We start from the raw sequence: 19,908 nt of genomic DNA, 5'->3' as shown, positions 1-19,908 counted from the left end.
GTGTGAAAATATTGTTATTAGGAAAAAATGGTCAAGTGGGATGGGAGTTACAACGTGCACTTCAGCCATTAGGTCAGGTAATTGCTTTAGACAGAACACAAAATGAAGATGGTGTAAGCGGTGATTTAGCAAATTTTGAGGCAATCACTCAAGCTATTCATGTCATTGATCCTGATGTAGTGGTAAATGCAGCTGCTTATACAGCCGTTGATAAAGCAGAAACGGATCAGAGTAATGCTGACTTAATTAATCACCTCGCGGTGAAACATCTTGCAGAACTCTGTAAAAAGCAGAATATATTGCTTGTACATTACTCAACAGACTATGTCTTTAATGGTGAAGGCATCAAGCCTTGGTCTGAAGATGATCAAACTAATCCTGTGAATTTATATGGTTATACTAAACGTTTAGGTGAACAGGCGATTGAGCAAAGTGGTTGTTCATTTATTAACTTCAGAACGTGCTGGGTTTATGGGTTGCATGGGCATAATTTTATCAAAACCATGCTTAAATTGGCTGCTAGTCGTGAAGAATTAAGTGTTATCCATGACCAAATTGGTGCGCCTACAGGGGCTGCATTAATTGCAGATGTTACTGCGCAAGCGCTTCGCGTTTATCAGTTGAGTTCTTCACAGCAGCAAAACTCATTATGCGGACATTATCACTTAGCAGCTTCAGGTCAGTGCTCATGGTTTGACTATGCTAATTTTATCTTTGATCATGCAAAGCAGCATGGTCAAATGCTAGCTATTCAAAAAGTCAATGCTATTGGGACGAGTGATTATCCAACCCCAGCAAAACGACCTTTGAATTCAAGATTGAACACGCAAAAATTACAATCACAATTTGAAATTCATTTACCACATTGGACGGTAGGGGTTGCTCAAGTATTAGAGGAAATCATCTAAATGAATCAAAAAAATAGAAAAGGTATTATTTTAGCTGGCGGTTCAGGTACACGTTTATATCCAATTACGATGGGTACATCTAAACAATTGTTACCGATCTATGATAAGCCGATGATTTATTATCCTTTATCGGTACTGATGTTGGCAGGGATCAAAGAAATTTTGATCATTTCAACTCCAGAGGATTTACCTAATTTTGAAAAACTTTTAGGTACGGGTGATGAACTAGGAATTCAACTTTCTTATAAGGTACAACCTTCACCAGATGGTCTTGCTCAAGCCTTTATTTTAGGAGAAGAGTTTATTGGAGACGATAATGTCTGCTTGGTACTAGGTGATAATATTTTCTATGGTCAAAGCTTTGGAACACAGCTCAAGCGTGCTGCAGACCAACAACAGGGTGCAACTGTATTTGGTTATTATGTGAATGACCCTGAACGTTTTGGTGTGGTAGATTTTGATGAAACGGGTAAAGCTTTAAGTATTGAAGAAAAACCAACTGAGCCTAAATCACATTATGCAGTCACAGGTCTATATTTCTATGATAATGATGTTGTCGAGATTGCAAAAAATATTAAACCTTCACACCGTGGTGAGCTAGAAATTACAGACGTCAATAATATTTATCTTGAAAGATCTAGACTCAATGTGGAACTTCTAGGTCGTGGTTTTGCATGGTTAGATACAGGAACACATGATTCATTGCTTGAAGCAAGTCAATTTGTACAGACGGTTGAACATCGCCAAGGGTTAAAAATTGCGTGTTTAGAAGAAATTTCTTTCAATAATGGTTGGATTAATAGTGATCAACTTCTTGAGCGTGCTAATTTATTTAAGAAGACAGGCTATGGTCAATATTTATTAAAGTTGCATAAAGAAAATTTAAAAAAATCTAAAATTTGAATTTTAGAAAAGAGATTTAAAATGAATGTTATAGAAACAAAGATCGAAGGTCTATTAATTTTAGAGCCCCGTATTTTTGGTGATGATCGCGGTTGGTTTATGGAAAGCTTTAACCAAAAAGCGTTTGAGCAAATTCTCAAGGAAAGAAATTTAGATATTCCGAAATTTGTTCAAGATAATCACTCGTGTTCACAGAAAAACACCTTAAGAGGGCTTCATTTCCAAAAAGCGCCCTATGGGCAAGGTAAACTTGTGCGTGTGGTGCAAGGCAAAGCCTGGGATGTGGCTGTAGATATTCGACCAGACTCTAAAACTTATGGTCAATGGGTGGGAGTAGAGTTAAGTGGTGAGAATCATAAGCAATTTTGGATTCCTGAAGGATTTGCACATGGCTTTGTTGCATTAGAGGATAACACTCAATTTTTGTATAAGACCACTAATTACTATAACAAGGAGACTGAAGGTGCAATCATCTGGAATGATCCGGATTTGAAAATTGAATGGCCATTTGAAACACAACAAGTAAATTTGTCTAATAAAGATAATGCTGCATTAAGTTTTAGTCTTTATTCAAAATAAATTATGGATAAATAAAAGCTTGGTGGTAAAGATAATATTATGAAATTTTTCTCTATCTTTAAAAGCCCACTGTTTTCCAATTCACTTTGGATGATATCAGAGAAAATTATATCTATATTTGGACTAATTTTTGTTACATCATTTGTAGCTAAGTATATAGGACCTGAAAATTTTGGAAAACTTACGTTAGCTATTTCACTATTTGCTGTAATACAAACGATAGCAATGTTTGGATCTGAAAATGTAATTTTTCAAAAAACAAGTAAAAACTTTAAAACTGGAATTAAACTCATATTAGCCGCTAGAAAAATAAGGAATAGTCTTTATTTTGTTTTTAGTCCAATTTTATTAGTTTACCTATATTATTCTGTTGACATGTTAACTTTTGTATTTGCGGTGTCATCATGTATAGCGACATTTTTTGCTCTGCATGATGTCTTTAATATATATTTTAATGCTGTACTAGATTCGAAAATTAATGCATTGTGTAACGTAATTGGGATGGTTGTTTCACTAGTGATAAGATATTTAATAGTTATATTAAGTCTGGATGCTAGTTATCTTGCTATTCCTATTATTGCGTTAACTCTTTTACCATTTTTACTAAGAAGATATATTTTTTATAAAATAATAAAAGATAAAAAAATAATTATTAATCAAGATTTTGGTAAATATACTCGTTATATGGTAGGTGTGGGGAGGAAATTAGTGCTCTATAGTCTCTCTGTTGCTATCTTTACAAAAACATCGCAGATATTTTTAGGGTGGCATTCTACATATGATTTAGGCATATATACAGTAGCTGTAACTTTGGGAACAAGTTTTTATTTTGTTTTATTAGCATTGATAACATCATTTATGACAGATATATATAAGGAAAACTCATACAATGAATCACAAAAAAAAGTAGCACGACTTAATTTAATGGTTCTTGTTGTTAGTTTTCTTGCTTTTATATTTTTTTACATATTTGGTAATTATGTAATTAATATGCTATATGGAGAAAAATTTAGTTCTGCTAATTCAATTTTACTTTTGATGGTTGTGGTATGTATGTTTTCTGGTTTATCAACAGTAGCAGAAAAATATCTAATTAAATTCAACGCGTATTCCTATCTACAAAAGAAGACGAATATTTTGGTTATATTTAATATAGTTATAACTTTTTTTTCTGTAAAATATTTTGGATTATACGGAGCAGTACTATCTATTTTATTTACTGAATTATTTTCAACAACTTTATTCAATTATTTCTATGGTAATAAAGTAATAATTGATACACATAAAAGAATTTTTTTACCCTCAACTTATAGATAAGGTGATTCGTGAAGTTAAGTTTAATTGTTCCAGTCTATATGGTTGAAAAGTACATTGAAGACTGTATAACAAGTATTATCTCTCAGTTAGTAGACTATGTTGAGATCATCTTAATTAATGATGGGACAACTGATTGTTCGATGGAAATAATTAGAGAAAAAATTAGAGGGCTGAATGAAGAAAAAAGAAATCAATTTGTTTTAATTGATCAAGTTAATCAGGGTCAAAGTGTTGCGAGAAATAATGCTATTGAAAAAGCAAAAGGTGAATATATAGGATTTATAGATTCGGATGATGTGATTGCAGGAAATTATTTTGAGAATATATTAAATATCATTGAAAATTATAAACCAGATATAATTAGATTTAAGTATGCTACTTTTAGTTGCTCAATAAATGAAAGTATACCTCAGAATATTTTTTTAGCTACAGAGGGATTGAAAGAAGTAAATAATGAAATTTTAATCAATATTTTTAATGATATGGCTTGGTTTTCTTTCATTAATATTATAAAAAAAAGTTTTTTTGATCTGAATAAATATCCTGTAGGGGTATACTTTGAGGATGTGAATTTAATTTCTAAAATATTTACAAAAGCTAGAAATATTTATTTTTTAAATGAAACTCTTTATTTCTATAGATTTCATCAAAGTAGTAGTATAAGAAATGTTTCAGGTAATAATGTTTTAAAACTTATTAATAGTCATAAAGATATACTTAAAGAAGTTGAAATTAGACTTAAAAAAGAGAAAATATATAGCTCTATTTTTGTTGCATTTAGTATCTCTTATTTTAATCTATTAATTAAAACAGGGCAGTTTAATAATGCATTACGCCAGCATTTTATTTTTAAAACACATAAAAAAAATATAGATATAAAATATGTTAATAATAAGATTTATATTAACTATTATTATTTTGGTTTGGTTAATTTGTTGTTTGCAAATATTGTGAAATTATTAAATTATATGAAAATGAAGAAAAAATAATTACTAAAGTTGCTTGATTTTTTTCGCATAAACTTTATTATATTTATAAACATCAACACTAGTAATTTATATTCTTTAAATCGATATATTTTGCTTTTTTTCAAAGACTTAAGAGAAAAATGGCTGTCATGGTAAAAAAAATTGTTTTTTTAATGCCTTCTTTAAAAACTGGCGGCGGGAATAGAGTAACAATTGAGCTTTCCAATCAACTTGTGAAATTAGGTTGTGATGTCGATATTGTATACCCTAATAATTCCTTAGATTTTAATACTTTTGCCATGGCCGATAATATCAAATTCATTAAAATTGGCTGTTTTTCAACAAGTAAAAAACAAAAGATTGTAAATTTACTAAAGTGCTATCAATATATAAATAATGCTTATGATAGAGAAATAATTATTGTAAGTGATCCTATAATGAGTATTTTTGCATTTTTAGCTAGGTCAAAAAAAATATATCGTTTTATTCAGGTCGATGATTATAGAATATTTGATGATTTATATCTTTTAAAAAATATATTTACATTATATAGTTATAAACTTTTAACACGTTTTTTTTATAAACTAAAAATTGGATATATATTTAATTCTATAGATAGCTATGAAAAATATATTCAAGTTTCTAATCGTAATGATGTTCCTTTTAAAATTGTTCATCCTGCAATTGATCATGAAGTTTTTTTTGATAAAGACATACGTTCTCATGAAGAAGTTAATTTATGTATTGTAGCTAGAAAACATCCTTGGAAAGGATTCAAAGATTTTATTGATGCTTATAATGCAGGAAAAATTAAAGGCTTATCAAAAGTTTATGTAATATCACATGATGATCTATCAGAGTTTGATCTGAAGAAAGTGAATTTGGTTTGTCCTAAAAATGATAATGAAATAGCCTATTATATGAATATTTCTCATCTATTTTTATCTACCTCATGGATGGAAGGATTTGGTTTACCTCCACTAGAGGCCATGGCTTGTGGCTGCGCTTGTTTAATTTCAAATAGCGGTGGTGTAAATGAATATGCAGTAAGTAATGTAAATTGCTTAATGTATGAACCTAAAAATATTTCAGAAATGGTTTCAAAGCTTAATGAATTGGTATCTAATACCTCTTTGCAGAATAAATTGAGAGAAAAAGGTAATCATACAGTTAAAAATTTTAATTGGCAAAAATCTACTCAACAATTATTGAATATTTTAAATGATCAATAAAAATATGAAATCAAAGTTATTATTAACAGATGTTTCTAAATTTAGTCTAATCTGTAGTATTTTGTTTATTTTTTTCACTGTCTTTGCAAGATTTATTTTGCCATTTGGTGACGAGCCAGATTTTGATTTTAGATTATATGATTTATTAAATACAAATCATTCTATCTTTTCTCCTTATTTTTATGTGAAAGATTTCCTGTCTACGTTTTTAGGTATGAATGTATGTCCTATCCGTTCTACAGCTACTTCATTGTGGGCACATATTGATTTTACACATTGTCGGGAAAGTATAATGCAAATTATAGGTAGAATATTTCTAACTATTAGCATTTTTTCTCCTGTATTATTTTTTACTTGTTTTAGGGGTTTTAGTTATTCTATTGTAAATATTTTTAATAAAACTAAATTTTCTAAAAGTGTTTTTAATAAAAAATTAGATGCAGTTTCAATTGCTTTAATTTTTCCCAGTTTTATATATCTTTCAGGTATTTTAGCGCAAGAGCAATTATTGTTATCTCTAGCACTAATTATGATTATTTTTATTGAAAATTGGTTAATTGTTATTTTTCTACTTGGAGTTATGGCAGGTATTGATATAGGAAATACTACTGTTTATTTAACTTTTATTTTATTTTATTATTTTTTTAAATATATTGATAAAAATTTTGGTAGGAAATACGTTTTAATTTTTTCAATTTCTATTGTTATTTTTGCTTTTGTTGTTGGTGGTCTGATATTAAACTATGTTTCAGGGTTTTCAGTATTGTCTGACAAGGCTACAGCGATGCAATATAAAATTGAAAATGCTTATGTCGATAAATATCCAAAATATGTAAGGCCATTTATTACTTTCTCTTCAGCAGTTTTTATGAGTTCAGAGAGTATTAAAGTAATTCTTTTATATATTATTTTATTACCAGCCTTATTTTTGAGTTATTTAAAAATATCAAAAATATCAAAAATATCAAATGATGATTTTATTTCCTTTTTTAAATTGCAACTTATTATTAGTTTTACTACTATTTTATTTTTTATTTTTTTATTTCCTGATTATTCTTATGCAAAATACTATATCTTTCTTTTACCCTTATTTATCTCTATATTTTTAGTTATATATTCAAAATTTAAAGTACTTATATTTACTTCATTGTTAACTATGATTTGGTTAATTAATATGTTGGCCTATATGTTGTGATTTTTTTAATATCTTAATTTGATGGACAAGTTTTATGATTACTGCCTCTATTGTTTTGTATAAACATTCTTATAATGATATTTCTGTAACATTAAACTGCCTAATCGAATCAAATTACATCCATAAAATTATTCTTGTCGATAATGATGTAAGTGAATGGGCCAATACTTTTAATCATGAAAAAGTTATTTATCATAAATCTGAAGGAAATTTTGGTTTTGGATATGGACATAACTTGGCAATTAAACGCTATGCATCAGATAGTATTCTTTTTTTAATTTGTAATCCAGATATACGATTTGAACAATCCGCTTTTAACCAATTAGCGGAATTTGCGCTACAAAGAGAAGAAGGTTTATTTTTGCCAAAAATTATATTCGAGGATAATGAAAATCAATTTGGTGCTAGACTTTTACCTACACCTCTTAATCTTTTTGCACGACGTTTTTCCAAACAACTAGCGAGTAAACTTGATGAAAATTATTTACTTAAATCAATTAGCTTAGATAAACCTATTTTCGTACCCTATCTCTCTGGTTGTTTTATGCTATTTAATTCAGAAAAATTATTAAGACTAGAGGGTTTTGATGAGCGTTTCTTCATGTATATGGAAGATATAGATCTCTCGAGACGTTGTGCAGAACTTTTTGGAAATGTCTATTATCCTCTTGTTGAAATTACACATTCTCATGAGCAAGCTTCGTATAAAAATACCAAATTACTTAAAGCACATCTCAAAAGTGCTATACTATATTTCAATAAATGGGGATGGTGTTATGACATTGGTAGACGTAAATTAAACAAAAAATGTTTAAAGCAATTTTATCAAACTCAGATTCAATCATGATAAGAAGGTGTGAATAATGCTAAAAAGGTTGTTAGATGTAATTATTGCATTTGCGGCTCTAGTCCTTCTATCGCCTATTTTTTTGATAGTTGCGTATAAGGTACGTCAAAACTTAGGGGCGCCGATTTTCTATATCCAAAAAAGACCAGGTAAAGATGGAAAAGTATTTGGGATGATCAAATTTAGATCGATGAAAGATGCTTTCGATCAAAATGGTAATCCTTTACCTGATGAAGAAAGAATTACACCCTTTGGTCAAAAACTGCGCTCAACGACCTTAGATGAAATGCCTCAATTAATCAATGTATTAAAAGGTGATATGAGTATTGTTGGGCCACGTCCTCAACTTTGTGAATTTATGGAACACTACACACCTGAACAGATGCGTCGTCATGAGGTTAAGCCTGGTATGACTGGACTTGCTCAAGTTAGTGGTCGTAATAATCTTTCATGGGAAGAAAAATTTGAATTAGATGCAAAATATGTAGATACACACTCTATTTGGCTTGATTTCAAAATTATGTTTAAGACGGTTGAAGTCATGTTAAAGAAAGAAGGTATTAATGCTCCTGACCAAGAGGTTGGAGCTGTCCGTTTTTCAAGTCAAAATGATTCCCAGTCTGAATCAATTCGTAAATAATTTATTTTTATCACAATGAGTCATATGATCAAAAAAGCCATTCTCCCAGTCGCAGGCCTTGGTACACGTTTTTTACCTGCGAGCAAGTCTATACCCAAAGAAATGGTCACAGTGGTTGACCGTCCAGCCATTGAATATGTTGTAAAAGAGGCAGTTGCTGCTGGTATTGAACAAATTATTCTTGTCACCCACTCTTCAAAAGCTTCGATTGAAAATTACTTTGATCGAAATTTTGAGCTGGAAACAACTCTAGAACATAAAAAGAAATTTGATTTACTCAAAGAAATCACTGAAATTTTACCGCCACATGTCAGTGTGATCAGCGTACGTCAACCACAGCCACTTGGTTTAGGTCATGCTGTACTGTGTGCTAAAGCTGTAGTGGGTGATGATGATTTTGCTGTGCTATTACCAGATGTTCTTGTAAAAGATTCATCAGAAACCAATGATTTGAGTTTAATGATTCAACGTTTTGATGAAACCCATGCATCCCAAATTATGGTGGAAGCTGTACCAGATCACATGGTAGATCAATACGGTATTGTGGATGTAGCTTCTATACCTGCCGAAGGGCATAGCATTGTCATGCAAGGTATCGTGGAAAAACCTGCTGTCGACGCTGCACCATCAAATTTATCGGTAGTGGGTCGCTATATTTTACCTGCCAAAATTATGCAATTACTTGAGAATACGCCTAAAGGGGCAGGTAATGAGATTCAGTTGACCGATGCAATTGCAGCTTTGCAAGCAACCGATACGGTGGAAGCCTATCGCATGAAAGGTCAAACTTTTGATTGCGGCAGTAAATTAGGCTATCTCAAAGCAGTTTTACATTATGGCATAGACCATCCAAAATTAGGTGAAGAATTTAAAGCGCTGATCAAAGAACTAAAACTATAAAAAGAGATTGATATGAAGGTTGCAGTATTTGGACAAACACTCTTTACAGGTGTATTTGCTGCTTTGCTAGCAGAATGCGGTCATCACGTTTTTTGGTATGAACCACTGAAAACGTATGAAAGCGAACAAATGTATATCCAAGATGAAGCTGTAAAAAATCTACTCAACAAACAACAAAGTAGTTTTTTAAAATACTGCGATTTTAATGATATTCCATTAGATGCAAATGTCTATTTCTTCAGTTTTAATCCAGCTGAAGAAACTCAAGCGATTGAGATATTAAAACAATTAAAGTCTCGTCCCATTATTCACCCTAAACTGATGATCAATGCTTCTACTTTAGGACTGCATGGGACAGAAAAATTTGTAAAAATTTTGCATGAAGATGAGTGGGTCTACTTACCCGACATGATTCAGGAAGGAAACGCTTTACAAAGCTTTGCCCAAGCCAAACAGCTGATTGTTGGGTCTGCATCAGATGCTGCTCAAATTAAAATTAAGGAACTCTTACGTCCTTTATTTCCACGTCAGCAGCAATATTTATTTATGCCCATTGTAGATGCCGAATTTACCAAGTTGAGTATCTCCGGCATGTTGGCGACACGAATTAGTTATATCAATGACTTGGCAGTGGTTGCTGAGAAATTAGGCATTGATATTGAGTCAGTTCGTCAGGGGATGGCTGCAGATAACCGTATTGGAGGATCTTATCTCTATCCGGGGGCTGGTTTTGGTGGAGAAAACTTTTCACATGATATTCAGACTCTAACGCATACGGTGTCAGGTGTGGGTGCAAATAGCCAACTCCTTGCACAAGTTTGGGAAATTAATGAGCAGCAAAAAGAAGTTTTATTCCGTAAATTATGGAATTATTATCATGGTGATTTAAAAGGGAAAACTGTTGCGATATGGGGCGCTGCGTTTAAAGAAAAAACGTCCAGTACGCGACAATCTCCTATTCATGCCATGTTGGCAGCACTATGGGCTCAAGGTGTAAAAGTTAGATTACACGACCCTCAAGCTCTGGATGAAATTAAAAAAATATATGGTGAGCGACCTGATCTTATATATTGCACAGAGCAATATGAGGCAGTGCAAGATGCGCATGCTTTGTGTTTATTGACTGCATGGAAACAATATTGGAGTCCTAGTTATACCGAATTGCTTAAAACCATGCAGCATCCGCTTATTTTGGATGGGCGCAATATTTATGATCCAGCATATGTGAAGTCTCAAGGTTTTGCATATATGGGGGTAGGACGTTAATGGCTATGAAAACTCAACCCTATACGGTCGAACATTTAGATTCAGTTTTAGGCAGTCTTCATAGTTTGAAAACTGAATTTGAAAATAAGCATTTAACAGAACTCTTTGCTGAAGACCCTCAGCGATTCGAAAAATTCTCTGTGCCTTTAGAGCCGGTGGTTTTTGATTTTAGTAAACATAGAGTCAATCAGCCCGTTGTCAAAAATCTAGTCCAGTGGGCACAGACACAAGATTTAACGTCGTGGATAAAGCGTTTATTTTCTACTGAAGAAATTAACTATACCGAACAGCGTGCAGCCATGCATTGGGCGCTACGGTTACCTAAAGATGATCAGTCTCATCCTGAATTAGCAGAACAAGTGCATACACAACTTGAGCGTATGTATGCTTTGGTAGAAAAAATTCATGCTGGCCAGTGCCGCGGCGCAACTGGTGAAGTCATTCAAGATGTGGTCAATATTGGTGTCGGAGGGTCAGATTTAGGACCACTGATGGTGAGCCATGCCTTATCTGATTTCAAAAAATCCACATATAAGCCACTCGATGTACATTTTGTTTCGACCATTGATGGTAGTCAGCTTTCAGATTTATTGCATCAACTTCGCCCCGAAACCACGCTATTTATTATTTCTTCAAAATCGTTCGGGACCATTGATACCTTATCCAATGCGCAAACAGTTCGTTTATGGCTCGAAAAAGCACTTGGACAAGAATCACAAATTTTAAAGCATCATTTTATTGGCGTATCTACCAAAGCAGATAAAATGACAGAATGGGGTATTGCAGCCGAAAACCAATTTTTGCTCTGGGATTGGGTCGGCGGTCGCTATTCACTTTGGTCATGTATTGGTTTACCGATTGCACTGACAATTGGAGTTGATGGCTTTAAACAACTGTTAGCTGGCGCATATGCAGTAGACCAGCATTTTCAGACGACACCTTTTGAACAGAATATTCCTGTATTAATGGGCTTATTGGGTGCGTGGAATAATAATTTCCTTGATATTCATACTCATGCAGTACTGCCCTATGATGGACGTTTGAAATATTTCGCCTCTTATTTGCAGCAGTTGGAAATGGAGTCGAATGGTAAATCGATTCAGCGTGATGGTCAAAAAGTGGATTGGGATACTTGCCCGATTATATGGGGGGAAGTGGGACCAAATGCGCAGCATGCTTTTTATCAATTACTGCATCAAGGCAGTCAAGCAGTGAGTTGTGATTTCATTGCGCCAGTGCAGCGCTATCAGGCCCAACAATTTACCTATGTCGATAATGCAGAGGCGCTGGTAGAACAGCATCATTTGGCCTTATCCAATTGTTTGGCTCAATCGCGCTTACTGGCATTTGGTAATCAAGCTTTAAATCAACAAGAAGTACAAGATTTGCCGGAATATAAACAATATGAAGGTAATCAACCAAGTTCAACCATTTTATTGCAAGAGCTAAATCCATATAGTTTGGGCATGTTGATTGCAATGTATGAACATAAAGTTTTTGTACAGTCGGTGCTTTGGAACATTAACCCGTTTGATCAATGGGGTGTAGAAAAAGGTAAAGAAATTGCCAATCAGCTACTTCCAATATTAAATGGTGATCGAAAGGATATTTCGGATTTAGATGGCTCAACGCAAGGCTTACTACAAATATTATTAGGAAAAACCAATGGCTAAAATTTTAGTAACAGGTGGTGCTGGTTATATTGGTTCACATACTTGTATTCAACTTTTGAGCGCAGGGCATGAGGTTGTTGTACTGGATAATTTGTCCAACAGTTCTGTCGAATCTTTAGCACGTGTTCAAGCGTTGGCAGCTAAAAAATTAGATTTTGTTGAAGGTGATATTCTCGATCAGCAAATTTTAGATCAAATTTTTCAGCATCATTCTATTGATGCAGTGATTCACTTTGCAGGTTTAAAAGCTGTGGGTGAAAGCCAAAAAGAGCCACTAAAATATTTTGAAAATAATATCTCGGGTTCAATTAGCTTGGTTAAAGCGATGGAGCGTGCTCAAGTCTTTAAGTTGGTCTTTAGTTCATCTGCAACAGTCTATGATGAAGCCAATATTTCACCCTTGAATGAAACCATGCCTACAGGTATGCCAAGTAATAACTATGGCTATACCAAACTGATTGTTGAGCAATTACTATAGAAATTATCGACTGCAGATGAGCGCTGGTCAATTGCATTGTTGCGTTATTTTAACCCTGTAGGCGCACATCAAAGTGGTCAAATTGGTGAAGACCCACAAGAGATACCCAATAATTTGATGCCTTATGTCACACAGGTGGCAGTCGGCCGTCGTGATAGGTTGTCAATTTTTGGCAATGATTATGACACGGTAGATGGTACAGGTGTGCGTGATTATATTCATGTAGTCGATTTGGCCAATGCACATTTATGCGCCTTGAATCATCGGTTAAAAACGCAAGGATGCCGCGCTTGGAATATTGGAACAGGTCAGGGCTCATCTGTTTTGGAAGTGGTGAAGACTTTTGAACGGGTGAATCAGATGCCCGTTGCCTATAACATTGAAACCCGTCGTACAGGGGATGTTGCAATTTCGTTTGCAGATAATGCGCGCGCAATTGCTGAGTTGGGTTGGCAACCTAAATACAGTTTAGAAGATATGTTGGCAGATAGTTGGAACTGGCAAAAACAAAACCCGAATGGTTTTACTAAAGATTAACACTTGACTTAACAATAAGTTAGGTTGGGATGTGACATTGATTTCGAGAAGTGTAAAGATAGCGCTGTTTAAAACGATGAGTGAATAATGTAGTGATTATGCAAACCAGCATATGCATATTCTGCAATTGTAGATAAAACTCGCTATGATGTTGTTAAAACAAGCTAAATTGAAGAATAGTTATGAAATATCAAAGTATTAGGGTTTTGTCATTTGCAATTTTATCTGCTTTAGCACTGCCTGTAGCAGCTCAAGGGATTGTCTTAAATAATGAAGATTTACGCACGGATTTAAATTGGCTGAATCAGCAGGGTGTGATCCAAATTAGCACTTCGACTTGGCCTTTGAGTGGTGAAGAAATTCAGCGTGCATTATCTACTGCGAAAATTGAAAACACTGCTCAGCAGAAAGTTATCAATTCAGTTATGGCAAATTTAGAAGCAGAAAATACCTCTATTAAGTTGGCTTTATTTGCTGAAACAGATCCACAAAACATCCCGCAAAAATTTGCAGATGAGCAAAAATCTCAATATCAAGCAGCACTTGAACTAAATGCAGGTGGAGCTCAATGGGATGCACGACTTCGTGTAAATGCCGAAAAAGATCAAATTATTGATAACGGTCATGATGTCAATGTAGAAGGCTCATATCTTGCGGGAAAATTGTGGAATCAATGGTTGATTGCTGGTCAAATCCCTACCTATTGGGGTCCTGGACATGAGGGTAGCTTAATTCGTGGTGATGCAAGCCGTCCAGTCTATGGTTTTACCATGCAGCGTGCTGAACAACAAGCATTTGAAACAAAGTGGCTGTCTTGGATCGGGCCTTGGCAATACCAAGCTTTTGCGGGGCAATTGGATGATTATGAAGCGGTCCCAGATACCAATATATTGGGATTACGTTTAACGGCCCAACCTTTGCCTTATCTTGAACTGGGTGCATCGCGTACATTCCAAATTGATGGTCAGGGGCAACCTGATAGTTTAAAAGCCTATTGGAATGCTTTTATTGGTAAAGATAATGCATGTGATGATAACGGATGTACAGGGGAAGGGAATGCATCCAATCAAATTGCTGGTTTCGATGCACGTTTAAATCTACAGCAGTGGTTTAAGGTTCCACTGAGCTTATATGGTCAATTTGTCGGTGAGGATGAGGCAGGATTATTGCCTTCTAAAAAGATGTATTTGGCTGGGATTGATTATTCTTCACAATTCAAGAATATGCCTTTCCAGATTTATACGGAATGGGCAGATACACGCACGAATGGTGAGGTTCAAGGAATTTCCTACAATCATCATATTTATACCGATGGTTATTACCAACATGGCTTTCCTTTAGGCCATGCGATGGGGGGCGATGGTCAAATGTATAGTCTTGGTGGAGACATTCGCTTTGATCATATGAATCGCTTAAATGGACGTGTGTTGGTGGCAAAAGTCAATCAGTCCAACTCTGAGAAAATGGTAAATCATGCATTTGCCCAAAAAGATGAAATCAAAGCTTTAGACTTAACTTGGACGCATTATATAAAGCCCAATGCGCCACTTAAACTCAGTGGCTGGGTGAGTGATTCTGATGTCTATGGTCAAGATGCGGGAGTATCTATTGGAGTCGAAATTCCATTGGATCGTTCACTATTTTAATCAGTCGTCAGCTTGGATAGAATTTCTTTCTAGTTAAGCTAAAAAAATACACCATTCAACTTATTGAATAAGTTGAATGGTTTTTTAATATTAAAAAAATAATTAAGCTTGAATCAGCTGTGTTAATTCATCCACATAGTCTTGCATTGGTTTTGGATTTTGATCTTTTCGACTCTCAATATTTAAGCGCAATAATGGCTCTGTATTTGATGCTCGAACATTGAAGCGCCATGCACCAAAATTTAGGCTGACACCATCTGTATCATCAATCGCAGGATTTTGATCGGCAAAGTGATCAAAAATCTTTTGAATCGTGGCTTGAGTGTCTGCAACTTTAAAATTGATCTCACCCGAGCAAGGGAACTTTTCAATCATGCCTTCAACCAGTGAAGACAGGGTTTGCTGGGTTTCTGAGAGCACGGAAATAGCTAATAACCAAGGAATCATGCCGCTGTCACAGTAAGCAAAGTCACGGAAATAATGATGTGCACTCATCTCGCCTCCATACACGGCATTATGCTCACGCATTTTTTCTTTGATGTATGAATGTCCTGATTTTGATTGAATGGCTTCACCTTGGTATTGTTCAATGACATCAAAGGTGTTCCAAACCAGACGCGGGTCATGCACAATTTTCTCACCAGACTGTTTCAGTAAGAATGCTTGCGCCAATAGACCGACGATGTAATAACCTTCAATAAATTGGCCTTTTTCATCAAATAAGAAGCAGCGGTCAAAGTCACCATCCCAAGCGATACCCATATCTGCATGATGTTCAATCACCGCATTACGGGTACTGTCACGGTTTTCAACTAAAATCGGGTTGGGAATACCATTCGGGAAAGTACCATCAGCATCATTATGAATTTTAATCAATTCTACTGGAAGGTTAAGTTTTTTGAATTTTGCTTCAATGGCATCAACCACATGACCAGCCGCGCCATTGCCTGCATTCATAACCAATTTGAGTGGGCGAATTTTTGCAGGATCAATATATGACATTAAATGATCAATATATTCAGGCAGAATATTGTATTTTTCAGTTTTGCCTTTAGTGATAACTTCATTAAAGTTGCCTGATTCAGCCAATAAACGAATTTCTTTTAACCCTGAATCCGCTCCAATCGGACGTGCATTTTCGCGGACCAATTTCATGCCGTTATAGTCCATCGGGTTGTGGCTTGCCGTGATTTCGATCCCACCTTGAACATCTAGATGAAAGGCACCGAAATAGACTTCTTCTGTTCCCGTCATGCCTAAATCTAAAACATCAACACCAGCATCATTTAAGCCTTTGATGATGGCTTGTTTTAAATCTTCACTGCTGAGACGGATATCGCAGCCCACCACAATTTTTTTTGGTTGATAAATTTGCCCATAGGCACGACCGATTTTATAAGCAATCTCTTCATTGAGTTCTGTACCGAGTTTGCCGCGGATGTCATAGGCTTTAAAACAAGTAAGTTGTGTCATTTAAATTCTCGAAATAATTCCTGCAAAGTAAGGAAAGTATGATTATAGAAGGAAAATAGTTCCTATATGCCAAGTTACTGGTTAACTTTTATATCTTCTTTAAAAATAGATGTTTAAGTGTATAGAGTGCTCTTTCATCTAATTTTTAAAGTTTGGTACTTCAGCATGCTATTTTATATATTAGCTCTTCATGAAATTTATATCGATTTTACCTTTGCCAAGATCCGCTCCGCCCAGTCAGTGTAATAATTTACATCTTCTATTTCTTCCTTTTTGGAAGGATGATTAATTGTAGTTATTGCAGTAATACCTCTCACTTCAGATAGAAACTTTTTAGGCCAACTGAGTGATTGAGACAGTATTGAATTATTTAATATTTCCAAATCTATCTCAATTAATCGTTGAGTTTCTTTTTCATATGGGAGTAATAAGGTAGAGATATTTTTTTTACCATCTGAAGTATCAATTTCACACAAATAAAATTGATGGTTATTTTCTATATTAAAAATTTTATAGACATAAAAGTAGCGTAATTGATTATTGGCAAACTTGTGTCCTCTAAAAAGCTTATATTTTTTAAAAGGTGAATTTTTGACCTCTTGAACTTTGTATCCCTTTTTCTGGATTTCCTTTAGTACCTTAATTAGATCTTCATGGGTAACTCGCTTTAGTTGAATTTCTGATTCAGTTGTAAATCCAGGCACCGTACCCTCTATATCTCCTTCGCCTCCAGCAAATCCTTCTTCTTGATTTTGATCTTTATCCATTTGTTTTTGTCTTTTCCGTACTACAGTTTTAGCAGGAGGTGTCTCTAAAGAAATTTTTAATTCTTCTATAGTATAAATTTTTCCAGGTATATTTCTTAGTTTGTTCAGTAGTTTATCAGTATCTGCCTCAGCATTTTTATTCAGTTTCTCTTTAGGCTGACTTGCTGGTTTTGGTTTAGTTGAACCTTGCCCTTGAGCATTTTTGACCTGTTGTATAATTTTTTTTGCAGTAAAATGAAATTGAATAGGGCGGTTGATAGCTGTATCAAGATTTTTGAAAGATCTGATGCGCTCAATTCTGTAAATACCTATTTTTTTATCATAAATTCCATCTACTGTTAGATGAATATTTTTGATCTCAGGAGCCTCCATGTCAAAATTAAAATATTTAGCACTGTTTTGATCAGTAATTGTTTTCTGATAAATGCTAAGGAAGGCTTTATTTAAATCAGGTTGTAATAGAATTAAAGCCAATTTTTTCAAAAAATGAGGATCGGAGAGATCTTGTTTTAAAATCTTTTTATTTTGTGCAATAAAAATGTGGATTGCATCAGGATCCTCCATGTCTACTAAAATATCTGTTGAATAGTTTTCTGCAAAAAGTGCAGCACGTAAAAGATACGGGTGAGAAAAGAATAGATCTCGAGCTAAAACAAGTTTAGGTAGTTGAATATTAATATTATTTAAAAATTTTGAGTGGTAATAAAATTCAAAACAGATCCGGCCTTGATGCATCTTTTGATGCTCATCCTCAGATAAAATGATAGTTTTGAATGTTGTGAAATTTACACTTTCAAGTGTATGGTCAAATAATTTCTTTGGATAGTCATCAGCAATTGGAGTGAGGTAGTCATAAAGAAGAATGCTCTCGATTGGTAATTGAAGCTGGATATAGCGGTTAATACTAGGATTAAACAAGTGAGTATCAATATCAAATCGAGTTTGACCACGTCGACTAATTTTTGTCGCAGTATAGTAAATCATATCATTCGGTAAAAAGTCAGTTGAACAATCACTCATTTTTTATTTCTTCCCAAATATTATTAAAAAATCGACGAGCTTCTGGTGTTAAGCGTTCTTGACTTAATCCGGACAAACGTAAAAAAACACTTGATGGATAGTCTTTATTTTCAGTTTGTTGACGAATATAGGTTCGAGTCAGACGACGTATTTGGTAACAATCCACAGACTCAGCATAACGATCTAAAAAGACTGAAGTCAATGGGAAAAAATTCCAGTTTTTTTCAATCATACTCACTGAACCCAGTTGTCTAATAAAAAACTTTTTTGTCCATTGTGGGGAGTCTAGATCTTCTAATAATTCATCCCGTATTTTGATGAGTTGTTTAACAAACTGTCGATCTCGAGCTCTCCAGTCAATACGTGGTTTAGGGATAGAAGGCGGGGGAGTTAAAGCTGATTTATTGATAAATAATAGCCAATCTTTATGATTGCGATATAAGCGAGCATACAGTGAGCTATTTTGTTGGCGAGCCTGTTTGACAGGCCTTTCTAGGATTAATTTTGTCCATTGTTTTTGGTCCTCAGATAATGTTCGATCTACTTTATTATCCATACATATTGTTACTGTTGTGGTGGCTTCCTCTAGATCCATGGATGCTAGGTGAATATATTGCTTATATGTTTCAATCGGATTTTTCTCTGGAACAAGAGCTTTTAATACGATGAGGTGCTCAAGATAAGAAAATGCTTTACGATGTTTTCTTAATATATTTTTCAGCCAGCAGTTTTCACTATCTAAATCTGCTAATTGATAATATGCAAGAAAACTTTCGCCCCAATATTCAATGACTAATTGGCGGACTTTTTCGTAATTAATATTTTTACGGCCTGATAGTAATTCCCTATCTTTTAAGATAAGAAAATAAGCATCTGATACAGTAGAAAAATCCTGCACATTGAAGGGTGTTGAATGAGCGAGTAGCTCTTCGATCAGTCCTGCAAGCTCGATATGATGATTTACGTCTTGAGGATTAAAAACAAGCTGTGAAGAGTCTTTCAGTGCATTCAAATGAGCAAAATAGAATTTTCGGTCTATCCCATTACAAGACATAGAACTCACAGAAAGAGATTGCTGATGCCTTCTACAATATTCGTATCCAGTAATCTGCCAGCTGCGTTTCCAATAAACTTCACCATATTGCTGCATCTGTTCTTGCCAGCAATGAGGGCAGAACCGGAAAAAACTCACAGCTTTGATCCGCGATGCATTTTTTCCTAATTTGGTATGCAGGGATTGATACTGCTCACCTCGCAATGCCTGCACAGCATAATGCATTACTGTATCAGGTTGAAATGGTTGGTAAATTGGTAACAGGGTGTGTTGGTTGATTAAAATAAGCGCATCATAGTGATCTGGTAAGTAACTGGCCACCCTGTCTAGATGAGAAGGTAAATCGTAAGTTGGTGTCAAGTTCCTATTATTGAATAATTCTTCAGTGAGATATTTTGGACTCAGAATCCCATTGTGAACAGCATAACGAGCAATCACACTGTAAATCAATTCATTTGGATATGGTGCTGGAAAATTTGAAATCATGGTACCTTACCCTCCATTT

General features: G+C 34.4%; 16 protein-coding genes and 1 pseudogene. 14 read left to right on the top strand and 3 right to left on the bottom strand.

The window, feature by feature from the left end:
* The first annotated feature begins 2 nt into the window (after positions 1 to 2).
* The 14 genes and pseudogenes from rfbD (at position 3) to WFH18_RS03550 (ending at position 15,089) form a co-directional block, all read left to right on the top strand.
* Positions 3 to 908 carry a dTDP-4-dehydrorhamnose reductase gene (rfbD, locus tag WFH18_RS03615; protein ID WP_336754601.1) on the top strand — a complete coding sequence of 302 codons (906 nt, stop codon included), beginning with the start codon at positions 3 to 5 and terminating at the stop codon, positions 906 to 908.
* The gene (rfbA, locus tag WFH18_RS03610; protein WP_336754600.1) at positions 909 to 1,811 is read left to right on the top strand and encodes a glucose-1-phosphate thymidylyltransferase RfbA; all 903 of its coding nucleotides are present in this window, start codon (positions 909 to 911) and stop codon (positions 1,809 to 1,811) included.
* 21 nt (positions 1,812 to 1,832) lie between these two features.
* Positions 1,833 to 2,390 (top strand): dTDP-4-dehydrorhamnose 3,5-epimerase, encoded by a 558-nt coding sequence (rfbC, locus tag WFH18_RS03605; protein ID WP_336754599.1) that lies wholly within the window; start codon positions 1,833 to 1,835, stop codon positions 2,388 to 2,390.
* 39 nt (positions 2,391 to 2,429) lie between these two features.
* Entirely contained in the window at positions 2,430 to 3,707 is a 1,278-nt protein-coding gene (locus WFH18_RS03600; protein WP_336754598.1) for a polysaccharide biosynthesis protein, read from the top strand.
* Between the two features lie 8 nt (positions 3,708 to 3,715).
* The gene (locus tag WFH18_RS03595; protein ID WP_336754597.1) at positions 3,716 to 4,696 is read left to right on the top strand and encodes a glycosyltransferase family 2 protein; all 981 of its coding nucleotides are present in this window, start codon (positions 3,716 to 3,718) and stop codon (positions 4,694 to 4,696) included.
* Positions 4,697 to 4,815: 119 nt separating this feature from the next.
* Entirely contained in the window at positions 4,816 to 5,907 is a 1,092-nt protein-coding gene (locus WFH18_RS03590; protein WP_336754596.1) for a glycosyltransferase family 4 protein, read from the top strand.
* Between the two features lie 4 nt (positions 5,908 to 5,911).
* A complete protein-coding gene (locus tag WFH18_RS03585) occupies positions 5,912 to 7,102 on the top strand; it encodes a hypothetical protein (RefSeq protein WP_336754595.1) in 1,191 nt (396 codons plus the stop codon).
* A 34-nt stretch (positions 7,103 to 7,136) separates the two neighbouring features.
* On the top strand, positions 7,137 to 7,949 hold the full coding sequence (locus WFH18_RS03580) for a glycosyltransferase family 2 protein (protein ID WP_336754594.1): 813 nt from the start codon (positions 7,137 to 7,139) through the stop codon (positions 7,947 to 7,949).
* A gap of 16 nt (positions 7,950 to 7,965) precedes the next feature.
* Positions 7,966 to 8,589, top strand: coding sequence for a sugar transferase (locus WFH18_RS03575; protein WP_336754593.1), 624 nt, complete (start codon positions 7,966 to 7,968; stop codon positions 8,587 to 8,589).
* A 24-nt stretch (positions 8,590 to 8,613) separates the two neighbouring features.
* Positions 8,614 to 9,489, top strand: coding sequence for a UTP--glucose-1-phosphate uridylyltransferase GalU (gene galU, locus WFH18_RS03570; RefSeq protein WP_336754592.1), 876 nt, complete (start codon positions 8,614 to 8,616; stop codon positions 9,487 to 9,489).
* A 12-nt stretch (positions 9,490 to 9,501) separates the two neighbouring features.
* Positions 9,502 to 10,755: a nucleotide sugar dehydrogenase gene (locus tag WFH18_RS03565; RefSeq protein WP_336754591.1), complete on the top strand. Its 1,254-nt coding sequence runs from the start codon at positions 9,502 to 9,504 to the stop codon at positions 10,753 to 10,755.
* 5 nt (positions 10,756 to 10,760) lie between these two features.
* Positions 10,761 to 12,428: a glucose-6-phosphate isomerase gene (gene pgi, locus WFH18_RS03560; protein ID WP_442892449.1), complete on the top strand. Its 1,668-nt coding sequence runs from the start codon at positions 10,761 to 10,763 to the stop codon at positions 12,426 to 12,428.
* Positions 12,421 to 13,443: pseudogene (galE, locus tag WFH18_RS03555) on the top strand (UDP-glucose 4-epimerase GalE). Before pgi ends, galE begins: the two are co-directional and overlap by 8 nt.
* Positions 13,444 to 13,625: 182 nt before the next feature.
* Complete coding sequence (locus WFH18_RS03550; protein ID WP_336754589.1) at positions 13,626 to 15,089, top strand: capsule assembly Wzi family protein; 1,464 nt, start codon at positions 13,626 to 13,628, stop codon at positions 15,087 to 15,089.
* A gap of 102 nt (positions 15,090 to 15,191) precedes the next feature.
* Here WFH18_RS03550 and WFH18_RS03545 read toward each other — a convergent pair whose 3' ends face one another.
* The 3 genes from WFH18_RS03545 to WFH18_RS03535 all read right to left on the bottom strand — a co-directional run bounded on the left by WFH18_RS03545 (position 15,192) and on the right by WFH18_RS03535 (position 19,889).
* Entirely contained in the window at positions 15,192 to 16,562 is a 1,371-nt protein-coding gene (locus WFH18_RS03545; RefSeq protein WP_336754588.1) for a phosphomannomutase CpsG, read from the bottom strand.
* A gap of 197 nt (positions 16,563 to 16,759) precedes the next feature.
* Positions 16,760 to 18,349, bottom strand: a complete 1,590-nt coding sequence (locus WFH18_RS03540) for a Tn7-like element transposition protein TnsE (protein ID WP_336754587.1) — start codon at positions 18,347 to 18,349, stop codon at positions 16,760 to 16,762.
* Positions 18,342 to 19,889 carry a TnsD family Tn7-like transposition protein gene (locus WFH18_RS03535; protein ID WP_336754586.1) on the bottom strand — a complete coding sequence of 516 codons (1,548 nt, stop codon included), beginning with the start codon at positions 19,887 to 19,889 and terminating at the stop codon, positions 18,342 to 18,344. The genes WFH18_RS03540 and WFH18_RS03535 overlap by 8 nt, the downstream gene beginning before the upstream one ends.
* Positions 19,890 to 19,908: the final 19 nt, after the last annotated feature.

The sequence above is a fragment of the Acinetobacter sp. USHLN143 genome, assembly GCF_037145695.1.
In the GTDB taxonomy this organism is placed as follows: domain Bacteria; phylum Pseudomonadota; class Gammaproteobacteria; order Pseudomonadales; family Moraxellaceae; genus Acinetobacter; species Acinetobacter fasciculus.
The sequence above is the reverse complement of the archived record's forward strand: the minus strand, read 5'-3'. Positions and strand labels throughout refer to the sequence as shown.